The sequence below is a fragment of the Bacillus sp. AFS023182 genome, from assembly GCF_002560575.1.
Taxonomy (GTDB): domain Bacteria; phylum Bacillota; class Bacilli; order Bacillales; family Bacillaceae_G; genus Bacillus_A; species Bacillus_A arachidis.
Window position 1 is genome coordinate 16,924 of the sequence record NZ_NTRO01000033.1, and the last position, 12,289, is coordinate 29,212.

The 12,289-nt window shown below is 36.0% G+C and carries 16 protein-coding genes, 2 pseudogenes and 1 other annotated feature; of the genes and pseudogenes, 6 read left to right on the plus strand and 12 right to left on the minus strand.

Going from position 1 to position 12,289, the window contains the following annotated elements; genetic code table 11:
• Nucleotides 1-47: 47 nt before the first annotated feature.
• From rpmA to radC, 12 genes and pseudogenes are all read right to left on the minus strand, one after another.
• Entirely contained in the window at nucleotides 48-338 is a 291-nt protein-coding gene (gene rpmA, locus CN288_RS17055; protein ID WP_017150650.1) for a 50S ribosomal protein L27, read from the minus strand.
• A 3-nt stretch (nucleotides 339-341) separates the two neighbouring features.
• Nucleotides 342-686, minus strand: a complete 345-nt coding sequence (locus CN288_RS17060; protein ID WP_026593512.1) for a ribosomal-processing cysteine protease Prp — start codon at nucleotides 684-686, stop codon at nucleotides 342-344.
• Between the two features lie 11 nt (nucleotides 687-697).
• Complete coding sequence (rplU, locus tag CN288_RS17065) at nucleotides 698-1,006, minus strand: 50S ribosomal protein L21 (protein ID WP_000270908.1); 309 nt, start codon at nucleotides 1,004-1,006, stop codon at nucleotides 698-700.
• Nucleotides 1,007-1,020: 14 nt separating this feature from the next.
• Nucleotides 1,021-1,098: a sequence feature (ribosomal protein L21 leader region), on the minus strand.
• 77 nt (nucleotides 1,099-1,175) lie between these two features.
• Nucleotides 1,176-2,564 (minus strand): Rne/Rng family ribonuclease, encoded by a 1,389-nt coding sequence (locus CN288_RS17070; protein ID WP_098302692.1) that lies wholly within the window; start codon nucleotides 2,562-2,564, stop codon nucleotides 1,176-1,178.
• A gap of 67 nt (nucleotides 2,565-2,631) precedes the next feature.
• Entirely contained in the window at nucleotides 2,632-3,492 is an 861-nt protein-coding gene (locus CN288_RS17075; RefSeq protein ID WP_026593514.1) for a M50 family metallopeptidase, read from the minus strand.
• A complete protein-coding gene (locus CN288_RS17080) occupies nucleotides 3,485-4,228 on the minus strand; it encodes a M23 family metallopeptidase (protein ID WP_026593515.1) in 744 nt (247 codons plus the stop codon). The genes CN288_RS17075 and CN288_RS17080 overlap by 8 nt, the downstream gene beginning before the upstream one ends.
• A 170-nt stretch (nucleotides 4,229-4,398) precedes the next feature.
• Nucleotides 4,399-5,196 (minus strand): septum site-determining protein MinD, encoded by a 798-nt coding sequence (minD, locus tag CN288_RS17085; RefSeq protein ID WP_026593516.1) that lies wholly within the window; start codon nucleotides 5,194-5,196, stop codon nucleotides 4,399-4,401.
• A 2-nt stretch (nucleotides 5,197-5,198) separates the two neighbouring features.
• Complete coding sequence (gene minC, locus CN288_RS17090; protein WP_090687673.1) at nucleotides 5,199-5,882, minus strand: septum site-determining protein MinC; 684 nt, start codon at nucleotides 5,880-5,882, stop codon at nucleotides 5,199-5,201.
• A 35-nt stretch (nucleotides 5,883-5,917) separates the two neighbouring features.
• Nucleotides 5,918-6,460, minus strand: a complete 543-nt coding sequence (mreD, locus tag CN288_RS17095; RefSeq protein WP_026593518.1) for a rod shape-determining protein MreD — start codon at nucleotides 6,458-6,460, stop codon at nucleotides 5,918-5,920.
• A 12-nt stretch (nucleotides 6,461-6,472) separates the two neighbouring features.
• Complete coding sequence (gene mreC, locus CN288_RS17100; RefSeq protein WP_026593519.1) at nucleotides 6,473-7,327, minus strand: rod shape-determining protein MreC; 855 nt, start codon at nucleotides 7,325-7,327, stop codon at nucleotides 6,473-6,475.
• Nucleotides 7,328-7,368: 41 nt separating this feature from the next.
• Nucleotides 7,369-8,385 carry a cell shape-determining protein MreB gene (gene mreB / locus CN288_RS17105; RefSeq protein ID WP_026593520.1) on the minus strand — a complete coding sequence of 339 codons (1,017 nt, stop codon included), beginning with the start codon at nucleotides 8,383-8,385 and terminating at the stop codon, nucleotides 7,369-7,371.
• A 158-nt stretch (nucleotides 8,386-8,543) separates the two neighbouring features.
• A pseudogene (gene radC / locus CN288_RS17110) lies at nucleotides 8,544-8,852 on the minus strand (RadC family protein); the annotation flags it as partial.
• 199 nt (nucleotides 8,853-9,051) lie between these two features.
• Here radC and CN288_RS17115 point away from each other — a divergent pair.
• The 6 genes and pseudogenes from CN288_RS17115 to CN288_RS17140 all read left to right on the plus strand — a co-directional run bounded on the left by CN288_RS17115 (nucleotide 9,052) and on the right by CN288_RS17140 (nucleotide 12,225).
• On the plus strand, nucleotides 9,052-9,882 hold the full coding sequence (locus CN288_RS17115) for a cytosolic protein (protein WP_098302693.1): 831 nt from the start codon (nucleotides 9,052-9,054) through the stop codon (nucleotides 9,880-9,882).
• 94 nt (nucleotides 9,883-9,976) lie between these two features.
• Nucleotides 9,977-10,222, plus strand: a pseudogene (locus CN288_RS17120) (LexA family protein); the annotation flags it as partial.
• Nucleotides 10,200-10,448, plus strand: coding sequence for a hypothetical protein (locus CN288_RS17125; RefSeq protein WP_098302695.1), 249 nt, complete (start codon nucleotides 10,200-10,202; stop codon nucleotides 10,446-10,448). The pseudogene CN288_RS17120 and the gene CN288_RS17125, both read left to right, overlap by 23 nt.
• A 65-nt stretch (nucleotides 10,449-10,513) precedes the next feature.
• Complete coding sequence (locus CN288_RS17130; protein WP_098302696.1) at nucleotides 10,514-10,852, plus strand: hypothetical protein; 339 nt, start codon at nucleotides 10,514-10,516, stop codon at nucleotides 10,850-10,852.
• 33 nt (nucleotides 10,853-10,885) lie between these two features.
• A complete protein-coding gene (locus CN288_RS17135; protein ID WP_098302697.1) occupies nucleotides 10,886-11,212 on the plus strand; it encodes a hypothetical protein in 327 nt (108 codons plus the stop codon).
• A gap of 2 nt (nucleotides 11,213-11,214) precedes the next feature.
• The gene (locus tag CN288_RS17140) at nucleotides 11,215-12,225 is read left to right on the plus strand and encodes a zinc-ribbon domain-containing protein (RefSeq protein ID WP_098302698.1); all 1,011 of its coding nucleotides are present in this window, start codon (nucleotides 11,215-11,217) and stop codon (nucleotides 12,223-12,225) included.
• Nucleotides 12,226-12,289 lie beyond the last annotated feature (64 nt).

Sequence of the window (12,289 nt, forward strand, 5' to 3'; positions counted from 1 at the left end):
TAGAAAAACTCTAACCTGCACCCAGGTTAGAGTTTTCCGTGAGTTTCTTATGCTTCTTGAGCAACAGGATATACGCTCACTTGTTTGCGGTCACGGCCAAGACGCTCGAAGCGTACTACGCCGTCAACTTTCGCGTATAAAGTGTCATCGCCACCACGACCAACGTTAACACCTGGATAAATTTTTGTACCGCGTTGACGGTAAAGAATTGAACCACCTGAAACCATTTGACCATCTGCGCGTTTAGCACCAAGACGTTTTGACTGAGAGTCACGACCGTTCTTTGTACTACCTACACCTTTCTTAGATGCGAAAAACTGAAGATCTAATCTTAACATACGTTACACCTCCTGCACTTTTTCTATTAAACGGATATACTTTCCGTAATCAAGTTCGATCGTCTTAAGCGAAACAACTAATCCTTCTAAAAGTGTTTGTGCTTTTTCCATTGTATGAGTGTCTAAATCATTAGGCAATTCATACGTTAAGAATCCGCCATCACTTCCGAGTTCAATAGTTGCCTGCACATTACAAAGTACTTCCACTGCATTTATAGATCCGAACACAACCGCTGTTGTTCCGGCACAAACAAGATCTTGTCCGTGCGGCGCATAATCGGCATGCCCAGTCATTTTAAATGATTGGATACTTCCTAATTTCGTGCGACTTATCGTAATCTTAATCATCTTAACCAGAATTAAGCGTTGATTGCTTCAACAACTAGCTTAGTGTAAGGTTGACGATGACCTTGTTTCTTACGATTGTTCTTTTTCGCTTTGTATTTGAAAACGATGATTTTCTTAGCACGACCGTGTTTTTCAACTTTCGCAGTAACTGTTGCACCTTCTACAACTGGGCTACCAACTTTCACGTTTTCGCCACCAACGAAAAGAACTTTGTCAAAAGTAACAGTTTCACCAGCTTCAACATCTAATTTTTCAATGTAGATTTCTTGACCAGCTTCAACTTTGATTTGTTTTCCACCTGTTTCGATAATTGCGTACATACTTGCACCTCCTCATAATTACTAAGACTCGCCAAAACGAGGTAGACATAGAATGTCTTTTGAGAACCTGTCTTGTGCGGTTGTAGCATATAGCAGTTTAGGTGCTATAAACTATAACATAGAGATGTTATCATGAAACATAGACGATTGTCAATAAATGTTCTGCTAACTATTTTTTTCGCTCCATAATTTCTTGCTTCGTTCCAAACCGAACGATTGCATATTTCTCCACTTCTTCATCCTTGAAATAAATTTGAAACGGTATATTTTTTTGTAATTCTTTTTGTAAAAATATTTTTTGTACTCCTGCTCTTGCTGCAATTAACACAGCTTCATCCTCTACACTACTATATGTAATAAGCTCTCTTTCCAGCTCGTATGCAATAGTTTCATCGGAAATAACATGCCCTTTCGTTTTGCACTGCGAACAATCTTCTAGTAATACATCACGCAGGGAGTGTTTCTTACGCTTACGTGTCATTTCTAAAATACCGAGCTCTGTAAATCCGAGAACACGTGTATATGTACGATCCCTTTGAAGTGAAGAAATGAGTTTCTCTCTTACTTTTTCCCTATCTTCTTGTTTTTTCATATTAATAAAATCAATTAAAATCATACCACCAATATCACGCAGCCTTAATTGGCGAGCAATTTCTTGCGCAGCTATTTCATTCGTCCGTAATACCGTATCTTGCAAATTCTGCTTTCCAGTAAATTTACCAGTGTTCACATCAATTACCGTCATTGTCTCCATTTGTTCAATAATTAAATAAGAACCATTTGATAGCCACACTATTTTTTGTAGTGCTTTTTCAATTTCACGTTCTACACCATAGTGACTGAACATAGAAGTTTTTTCATTGTAAAACGAAACCTTCTCTTTCCCTACTTTCTCTTGCAATTCCAGTACTATACTACGTGTATCTACAATTACTTTTTCAATTGTTTCAATCGGATTTTCTTTAAATAAACGGTCTAAAAACGTTGCTGGGCGATGGAGTAATACCGGTGCCCTTCCATGATCTTCTTTTCTTTTTAATTCCTTAAACAGATTTTGAAAATGTTGCATTTCAATCTGCACTTCATCTATTGCACCTTTATCACAAGCTGAGCGAAAAATATATCCCCCGCTTCCTTCTAATTGAATTTCAAGCAATTGTTGTCGTTTTTTATTATTTTTTATTTTCCGGGAAACAGCACGCATCTCATCATAAGGCATATAAACGACATATTTCCCGGTAAATTCTACATTCGCTGTTAATTTTGGGCCTTTTGCATCAATTGCTTCTTTTACCACTTGTACCAGCAGAGCTTGTCCTTCATGTACTCGGTATGATGATGGCACATCGTCATAGGAGAGATATGCATGTTTTTCTAAACCAATATTTACGAAGGCTGCATTCATCCCGGCAATCGTTCGCACTACACGTCCTAAATAAATATGCCCAACAATCTCTTGCACTTGATTTCGTTGCCATAAAAGTTCGACAATCTCTTGTTTTTCCTCTACAGCAACTCGTTTTTCCGAACCAGTGTAGTTGATGTATAACGTTTTCAAAATACTTTCCTCACTTTTTCATTTTCTTTTCTTCTTACAATATAAAAGGTTAGTGTCCTCGTCAACACTAACCGATTAACTCTTCTACAGATGAGGTTGTTCGTTTTTCGGTAAAATAAGCATAAAGCAATTCATTTTCGTCTAATGTATAATGTTCCTTATATTTTCCATGAACAATAATCGAGTGCTTATACCCTCTCCGGAACTTTGTGAAAATCGTGTATAATTGATCCTCCGTTCGCACCTCAATGGGAGCGATTTTTTCAATATCACGCTTGTTTCCATAATAACGTTCTAATAAAAAACGTATAAACGCATAACGCCGTTGCTTCCATTCTTGATATAGAGAAATCGCTAAAAATAAAAGAAGCATCCACATCATAATACTATTGCTATTCCAAAGAAGTTGCCATCCTAATATCACACTAAAAAAAACACATGATATTTTCATCATTTTCTCATGCGCTTGTAAATAAGGGAATTGGCGCGACAAAACATTAAACAATACTTTCCCACCATCTAGTGGCCAAATTGGAAGTAAATTAAACCCTAAAATAATTAAATTGTTCCATACAAAATAATGATACAGTTCCTCGCTAAACCATCCTATCCTAACTAAGACGTAAGCTAGCCCAATCATCCATACATGTTGAATAGGTCCCGCTATTACAACGATTAATTCTTCCTTTAATGGCTTATTCCCATGTTCCTCAAGCTCCGCCACCCCGCCAAACGGTAAAAGTTGTATTTGCTTGATTCTCCATTTATAATAAGCTGCTGCGAAGGCGTGCCCAAGTTCATGAATCAAAACGATACAAAATAAAAGTAGTAATTCTTTAAAACGCGCCGTCAAAACTCCAATCGCTATAATTCCCCAAAACAACGGATGCACTGTAATTTTTGACAATACTTCACTATATTTATTCAAATGAAATCACCTGAATCGGATCAATAAATTTTTCATTCTTTTTGATCGCAAAATAGAATTTGCCATTTTTGTTATCCGCATTACTCTCAACTGTTCCAATCTTTTGTTTCTTTTCAACATAATCATATAATTTTACAGATGTCTCCCCTAAATTTCCATACCATGATTCCGTGCCATCTGCATGTTGGATCTCAACTATATTCCCAAATCCCTCTTTCTTACCGGCGAAAATGACAACTCCTTCATTTACAGATTCAACAGCTGTATTCACAGCTGTTTGCACAAATACACCTTGGCCATCTTTTTGAAATTTTTGCATGACTTTCCCCGAAGCTGGAACTGCATAATCTTTTTGCTGCACTGGTTGCTTCTTTTCATTCGCAGGTAGAAAAGCAAGTGGTTTTCCAAATTGATCTTCGTACCATTTTGATACAGTAGCAAACTGAAATTCTTCTTGCATAACTTGTTTTACAACCGTTCTTGCTCCATCCAAAGAAGCTGGTGCATTTTTAAATAATATAGCTACCGAGAGAACAAGAATCGTCGCTAATAAAAATTTAAATAAAAATACTTCCTTTCGAAAAAAAGGATACACCTCTTTTTCACCCTCTTCAATCAAAATTGTTTCCTCATCCAAGTTCTCTTCAGAAAAATATCGTTCTTCCTCGAGCCTCTCTTTCTCTTCCCTTCTCTTCGCAATCCGTTTTTTAATATCTTCTACCCGTCTATTCCTCATTCTGTCCCCTTCCTTTTTTACCTCATTTTTGCATCAGAAGTGAAACACTAATAATCAAAAAGTGCTCTATTTACCAAACTTTATACAGTTTGTACATATGTATGAGCCCTAGAAGGAAGATATTCATGAGAAGAAAAAAGAAAAGCACTTCGCATATATGCGAAGTGCTCTTAACGAATTCCAAAGAAATTCTTTACTTTTGTAAAAACAGATAACTTCTCTTGTTCAAACGCTTGTAAAGGTACAGATTCACCTAGCAAACGCCTTGCAATATTCCGATAAGCTAATGATGCTTTCCCACTCGGCTGCAACGCTACAGGCTCACCTGTATTTGTAGCACGAATAACTTCATCATCATCCTCGACAACTCCAAGTAGCTCAATCGAAAGTGTACGTACAATTTCATCTACATCTAACATATCCTGCTCATGTAACATATGGCTACGCACACGGTTAATAACAAGTTTTGGTGGTTCAATATCTTCTTTTTCTAAAAGCCCAATAATACGATCTGCATCACGCATAGAAGATACTTCAGGTGTCGTTACAACAATTGCTTTATCTGCACCTGCCACCGCATTTTTGAATCCCTGCTCAATACCAGCAGGACAATCAATTAATATGTAATCATAATCTTGACGTAATAGTTGTATTAACTCATCCATTTGTTCAGGAGTTACCGCTGACTTATCGCTCGTTTGTGCTGCAGGTAATAAATAAAGCTCATCAAAGCGCTTATCTTTAATCAGAGCCTGAGGTAAACGACAACGACCTTCGACGACATCAACAAGATCAAATACAATACGATTTTCTAGCCCCATTACTACGTCTAAGTTTCTTAGACCAATATCCGTATCAATTAAACATACTTTTTTTCCGGATAATGCTAAGGCTGTACCAATGTTTGCAGACGTTGTAGTTTTTCCTACTCCGCCTTTTCCAGATGTAATTACTATTGCCTCTCCCACAGCTATACAATTCCCCTTTCTAACTTTGTTAAATTAGGTCTAAGATGAGTGAGAAGTTGCAGGCGATCGACAACAATGTGATTGTTCTCATCAATATACGCACATTCTGCCGCCTCTGCTCCGTCTTCTTTCTCTTCCGGAGCCCGCATTGTCACATCACTAATTCGAAGTTGCATTGGATTCATAACAGATGCTGCAATCACAGCATCTGTATCCCCATAATATCCAGCATGCGCAATTCCTCGTAATGATCCAACGACAAAAATATTTCCTCCAGCGATAACCGTTCCGCCTGGATTGACATCCCCAATTAATAATAGGTTTCCTTCTACATGCAATACTTGACCTGAGCGAACAATTTTGGAAACAGGGACAATTTCTGTTTCTTCTTTCCATGCTTTTGCTTCAGCTTTTGTTATAACATCGCTCTCAATTGAATCTACAACAAGATTTTTTTTATTTCGAATCAAAGTGCGAAGTTCTTCTTGCTGTACCTCTGTCAAATAGCGATTGCCAACTTTAACATGTACTTCGATTAATGACCGTCCATCACCATCGTAATAGTGGGTGGAAAGTTTTTCGTCCAGTTCTTGCAGTAATTCAGAAAATGAACAGCAATCATCTAAATGTAATGTCAGTCCATCTTTTGTCCCTTTTATCGTTACATTCTGTTGCTTTTTTTCCACTAAAGTTCACCCCAACGATTCAATTCGACATAAAATCAGAAAATCCTTTTTTCTTTTTCTTCCATCGCTTTTGAAAGACGTAAAAGATATCGTCTCAGTGGGAAACAAACTAGCAATAAGAAAATTCCATTTAACAATAAAGTAGCAAGGAGACGATCTGAGAAAAAGATATGCGCTGGTACATGAATACGTCCTAGCAAAGTTAAAAATCCATATACATAATACTCTAATGCTGCAATACCCGCTAATACAATAAAAGAAACAATAAATAAGTTCAATTGTAATACTCTCATCGTACTATAAACGAGATATGCTAAGATTGGATAAGCAAATATGTATACCCCTACAAGTTCCGTATATACAGTATCAAATAAAAAACCGAATAATAGTCCGTAGTAAATACCTTGAAGAGGACTATAATATACAGTAATAAAGCATAAGACAATCATAAAGAAATGTGGCGCTGCTATACTGTCTTTCCAAAACAATGCTGTTGGAACTACAGTAGAAAACATATTTTCGAATAAAAAAACAAAAAGAAGCAGCAGAGGAAGAATTGCTCTTTTTAAAATAGCCATATCTTCTCCCCCTTACTGTTCTAACGCTGCTGAGGGCATAACTCGTTTTGTAACCATAACATGGTCCACATCATTTAAATCCGCAGCAGGTTTTACATAAGCTGTTTGTGTTAATCCATATTCATCTGGTGCAACATCTACAATTTTCCCAATTACAAGTCCTTTCGGGAAAATATCACTTAATCCTGATGTTACAACTGTTTGATCTTTTTCTACCTTTACATCAGATGGAATCTTTGTGAAAACAAGAGTTTGTTTTTCCTTGTCGTATCCTTCAATTAATCCAAAAATACGCTCTTGCCCTTCTACTACAGCAGAAATACGATTTGTTCGATTCAGTGAGCTCAATAACTCCACAGTTGATGTGAATTGAGACACACTCTTCACTCTTCCGACTAACCCTTTTGAAGTCATAACAGCCATATCCTTCTGAATTCCTTGCTGTGCACCTCTATCAATTGAAATCAAGTCATACCACTTGTCTGGATTTCGTGCAATCACTGTAGCTTGAATTGGCTTATAGTCACGAAGAGAATCTTTTTTATCAATCACTTCACGAAGTTTCGCATTATCTTTTTCCAAATCTTTTACTTTCACGGATAATTCCGCATACTTATCTAATTTTTCTTTTAGTGTTTTATTTTCTTCATACGTGCGCTTTACATCTTCTACATTCTCAAAGAATCCGGCAACATAGTTCGCTGGCTTTTGGAATACACGCTCTACAACACCGACAGTATCTTTTACAAACTGCTCTGGCCATGTTAGATTTTTTCGTTCTTTCAATGAGATTCCAATCAATGCCACGAGAAGAATAATACTAACTAGCAAAACAATTAATCTTTTGTTTAAGAAAAACTGTGGCACGTTCACACCCTCTTAATTTCATTGATTTTTATTCAGGAATATTATCGAGCTGTTTTGAAAAGGTCGATATTATCTAAAGCTTTACCTGTTCCAATCGCTACACAGTCAAGTGGATTTTCTGCAACAAGAACTGGCATTTTCGTTTCTTCACTAATTACTTTGTCCAAGTTACGAAGTAATGCACCGCCTCCAGTTAATACAATTCCACGGTCCATAATATCCGCAGCTAATTCAGGTGGCGTTTTTTCTAATGTATTTTTTACTGATTCAACAATTGCTTCTACTGTGTCTTTTAATGCATCTGCAATCTCTTCAGGTTTAATTAATACTGTTTTTGGTAAACCACTTACTAAATCACGACCACGGATTTCCATTGGTTCAACACCTTCTGGCTCGCCAGCAGATCCGATTTCCATTTTTAATGCCTCTGCTGTTCTTTCCCCGATCATTAAATTGTAGTTCTTCTTAATGTATTGAATAATAGAATCATCCATGTCATCACCAGCAACACGAACTGATTGACTTGTTACAATTCCGCCTAAAGAAATAATTGCAACTTCTGTTGTACCACCACCGATATCAACAACCATACTACCAGTTGGTTCCCAAACAGGTAAGTTTGCACCGATCGCCGCTGCAAATGGCTCCTCAATTGGATATGCATCGCGCGCACCCGCTTGGCGAGTTGCATCGATTACTGCACGTCTTTCTACAGCAGTAATACCAGATGGCACACATACCATTACATATGGCTTACGAGAGAAAAATCCATTTGATTTTTGCGCTTGTTGGATATAGTATTTCATCATTGTTGCTGTTGTTTCATAGTCAGCAATTACACCATCTTTCATTGGACGAAGAGCTACTACGTTTCCTGGTGTACGACCAATCATTTGTTTCGCATCGCCACCAACTGCAACGATTTGTTTTGTATCCGTTTGTAAAGCTACAACTGAAGGTTCACGTAAAACTACACCTTTTCCTTTTACATATACAAGAGTGTTCGCTGTTCCTAAATCAATTCCAAGATCACGAGTAAAACCACCAAATCCAAACATATTATCTATCTTCCTTTCTCATTTCACGGACTCATTTTCTTACTTTATATTTATAATAAAACAGTACGTTTTTATATTTTCTATCCTTTATTGTAAGCGAATGCCTACAAAAAACTCATAAATCACATTATAAAACAAAATAAGTAAAAAGAATAGTCTTAAATATGACCTTTTTCTTTTAAACTCACGAATTTATGGTCACCTATAATAATGTGATCAAGGACTTCAATTCCAATAATTCTCCCACATTCCACCAATCGCTTTGTTACTTCAATATCTTCACGACTCGGCGTAGGGTCTCCTGAAGGATGGTTATGCAGACATATAATAGAGGCTGCTGCACGGCGAAAAGCTTCTTTGAACACCTCACGGGGGTGCACAATTGAGGCATTTAGACTTCCAATAAACACAGTCTGACGGTGCACGATTTGATTTTTCGTATTTAAGTATAAACATGTAAACTTCTCACAAATACAAAAAATCAAAACAAAAGAGCACAGCGTGTATAAGTAGTGCTACCAACACTCTTATACCGTCCGCCTGAATGCCCAGGCAAACACTTGCTGTACCCCCATGAGTTATTTTACATCATGCAGGGTCTATTTAGCAACGTTTGTCATAAATGGCGACGTTGCTTTTTTGTTTCCACAAAGGAGACATATATAAATGAAAGAACGTATTGAAGTTATAGCAAGCGAAGAATCCTTCCACAATTTATCATCATTCACAGAAGTAGAAGAATTAAACAAAACTATACGTGCATACAGAGACATCATCCGTATGTCTATTAAGCGTACTGACGTACAATCTAAACTAATTGCACTACTTGAAATTTTAAAACGCCATAGCTGCAAATATGTAGGTGTTAGTTTCCTATGCAAAAATTCAATTGCTGACATGATGGAAGTATCTTATAAAACTGTTCAACGTTTAATGAAGAAACTTGTTGACCTGGGCATGATCAACCAGGTATCTATGAAGCGTAAAAAAGATATGCTGCAAACTGCTAATGCTATTATCATTCAATCTATTGTGGAAGAAGTGTCCGACAAGAAACTTACTAAAAGTCCTACAAAGTGTCCTACCATTAAAACAAAACCTGTTTCCTTAAAACAAAATATAAAAGATATAAACAAACGTAATAGTAATGAGAATAGCGATACAACTGAAGATAATATCAAACAAGCTGATTTTGTTGCTCATTGGGTACCAGAACGTTTTGTTTCTTTAACTAGCTCTTTTTATTCTGAATCTAAAACAATTCAAGAACTGTGGAAGGTCGTAAGACAATGTAATAGAATCGTTAACCATTTAACAGGGGATAAAGCATTTGATAAAGACCAGGAGCTTACAATTGGTGTGAAAGCTATTAAAGAGTTTGTTATGAAAATTAAATCCGGAGCAAAAATGAAGAAGGGTAAATTCGCTTATTTCAATGGGATTGTAAATAACTTAATGGACAAGTTCTATTTTGATAAGGAGTTTATGGGAGCATAATGCCTCTGACAAATACGAACAAATGTTTGATTTTTCAACGCTAACTTGGTATTATATGGCTATATATTTCATACATAAAGTGAGGGTATACATTGTGAAACCATTAACCAATAGACAAGCTCAAATACTAACTTTCATCCAAGAAAAAGTCATAGAAAACGGATATCCTCCTACTGTTAGGGAAATCTGTAAAGCAACTGGACTCGCTTCTAGTTCCACAGTACATAGACACCTAATGCATTTAGAAGAGAAAGGATATATTCACCGTGATCCATCCAAATCACGCACAATAAAGATTCTAAAAGGAGGATTTGAACATGATTACCAATCCAATAGCATTTGAAAAAGACAAATTGATTAGAGATATTTATACAAATCAAAAGCAAGTTGCTGAATTATTGTTACTACAAGATAACCAACAAGAAATTGCAAGTCTTATTTATGACTGGCATTCTCATAAAAACTTTTTTATAAATAATGCTAGCTTAACAAAAATTCCTTTGGAAGAATTAAAAGAGAAACACACACAAGTAATTGATTTACTTAAACGAGTTAAAAACCTCTAAAGTAACATTTACAGTTATTACGTAAAATTGGTATGATTTAGGTATTAATTCAAGGAGGTCTTTTCATGAGTTATGATACTGTAGCATCCCTACAACGTATGCAACAATTAGAACAAGCTCAAGCTGCAACTGGGAAACGTATAGTGTTAAAAAGAGTTTATGAATCAGATAAGATTTCTGCTCTTATTCTCGTTCTTTGTATTATTGCTATCCCAGCAACAATGTGTATATCCCTTTTAGTTGGATTAATTATCTATTACATTAGGGAATTCAAACGCACGACATACCTGGTTAAGAACGTTGCTACTGGAGAGAAATTCAGAGTCGAGAAACAAGACTTCAAACAATATAAGAGGAATTTTAATAAGAAAGAAAAACAAGTTAGAAGGATTTCTGATTTATAAAATAAAAAAGCAACTGAAAGGGTGTTGTAAAGTATGGATCCAGGTGGATGGGGATGGAGTGAACCCCTTCGAAAGAATGTGGAAAAAATAAGTAGTGATGATACGTCACAAATAAATTTAGAAGTTGGTCAAAAATTTGGACATGAACTTTATGCTTATAGATTCGAGATTACTAAAATTGAAGTTCTTGCAGAAAAACCTGACTATGCTGAATCTCTTTATAATACGGCTCATATTTTTATAACCACTTATATTCCTAAAGACTCTGAAGAAAGTGCTATAAAAATAGGAGATTATGAAATAAAACCAAAAGAAATAAATACAGGTAAATGGTTTTTAATTGAAGACTCGGAAGGATGATTATGGTGAATAACCTGACCTTAAGTGGAAAGCCCTTATCAGAAAAACTCTTATCAGAGTGGAATCCTACCAAAAATAATGGCATTAATCCATACGAAATAACATATGGAAGTTATGAGTTTATTTGGTGGATATGCTCAGAGGGACATGAATGGGGTTCTACAATTAATGAAAGATTAAAGAAAAACGAAGAATGCCCTAAATGTTTGAGATTAAAAAAGTCTGAAAAGAAAGCCGAAATCAAAGAAGAAAGACAAGTTAAAACCCTCATTGATGTAGATCCAGAGTTAGCAAAACAATGGCATCCTACTAACAATATAAAAACACCTGAGGAAGTGATTTTCGAAGAAAGTCATAGACTAAGATGGTGGCAATGCAAAAGAGGACATGAATGGGAAGAATCTATTAAAAGCAGACATACAAACAAGAGCGTTTGTCCATATTGTTCAGACAAGAAAGTCTATGATGGCAACTGTTTCGCAACGGTATATCCAGAAATAGCTAAAGAATGGTATATTTTTGAACCTGACTATTATCAAAAGTCAAAAACCCCATATGATGCGCTCTACACTACTACAGAAGAAGTGAACTGGATTTGTAAAAAAGGACATATTTGGTCAGAAAAGGCTAGTCAAAGAGTTAAAAACGGTAAAGGTTGCCGAAAGTGTGAAAAGTATCAACAATCAATAGCTTTATTAAACCCAGAGATTGCAAAAGAATGGCACCCTACAAAAAATAAAGAGATTTACCGGATTACTACTCCTGAAGAAACTTCCGCAAGATGCAATGAAAGAATTTGGTGGCTTTGTGGTGAATGCGGAAATGAATATAAAGCAATGGTAAAAGCTAGACATATAGGCGAAGCAAGATGCCCAAATTGTTATCCGCCAGAAATAAAGGGGAGAACAACTGCTACAAAAAGAAAAGGCAAATACCATGCATACACTGATATGGAAGATAAACGTATTCTTTTTGAGAATAAATTAAGAGAAAATTTAAGTAAGAACAATTAGGAATATAATATACCAAAAAGCCGACTCAAATTAAGAGCCGGCAATTTTTTATCGAATCCATTTA

Excerpts from the sequence above, each read along its gene's own strand:
- rplU (WP_000270908.1), bottom strand. The coding sequence starts at position 1,006 with ATGTACGCAATTATCGAAACAGGTGGAAAACAAATCAAAGTTGAAGCT.
- CN288_RS17080 (WP_026593515.1), bottom strand. The coding sequence starts at position 4,228 with ATGAGGAATAGACGGGTAGAAGATATTAAAAAACGGATTGCGAAGAGA.
- rpmA (WP_017150650.1), bottom strand. The coding sequence starts at position 338 with ATGTTAAGATTAGATCTTCAGTTTTTCGCATCTAAGAAAGGTGTAGGT.
- mreB (WP_026593520.1), bottom strand. The coding sequence starts at position 8,385 with ATGTTTGGATTTGGTGGTTTTACTCGTGATCTTGGAATTGATTTAGGA.
- CN288_RS17140 (WP_098302698.1), top strand. The coding sequence starts at position 11,215 with ATGGTGAATAACCTGACCTTAAGTGGAAAGCCCTTATCAGAAAAACTC.
- CN288_RS17115 (WP_098302693.1), top strand. The coding sequence starts at position 9,052 with ATGAAAGAACGTATTGAAGTTATAGCAAGCGAAGAATCCTTCCACAAT.
- mreD (WP_026593518.1), bottom strand. The coding sequence starts at position 6,460 with ATGGCTATTTTAAAAAGAGCAATTCTTCCTCTGCTGCTTCTTTTTGTT.
- CN288_RS17060 (WP_026593512.1), bottom strand. The coding sequence starts at position 686 with ATGATTAAGATTACGATAAGTCGCACGAAATTAGGAAGTATCCAATCA.
- CN288_RS17135 (WP_098302697.1), top strand. The coding sequence starts at position 10,886 with ATGGATCCAGGTGGATGGGGATGGAGTGAACCCCTTCGAAAGAATGTG.
- CN288_RS17125 (WP_098302695.1), top strand. The coding sequence starts at position 10,200 with ATGATTACCAATCCAATAGCATTTGAAAAAGACAAATTGATTAGAGAT.
- CN288_RS17130 (WP_098302696.1), top strand. The coding sequence starts at position 10,514 with ATGAGTTATGATACTGTAGCATCCCTACAACGTATGCAACAATTAGAA.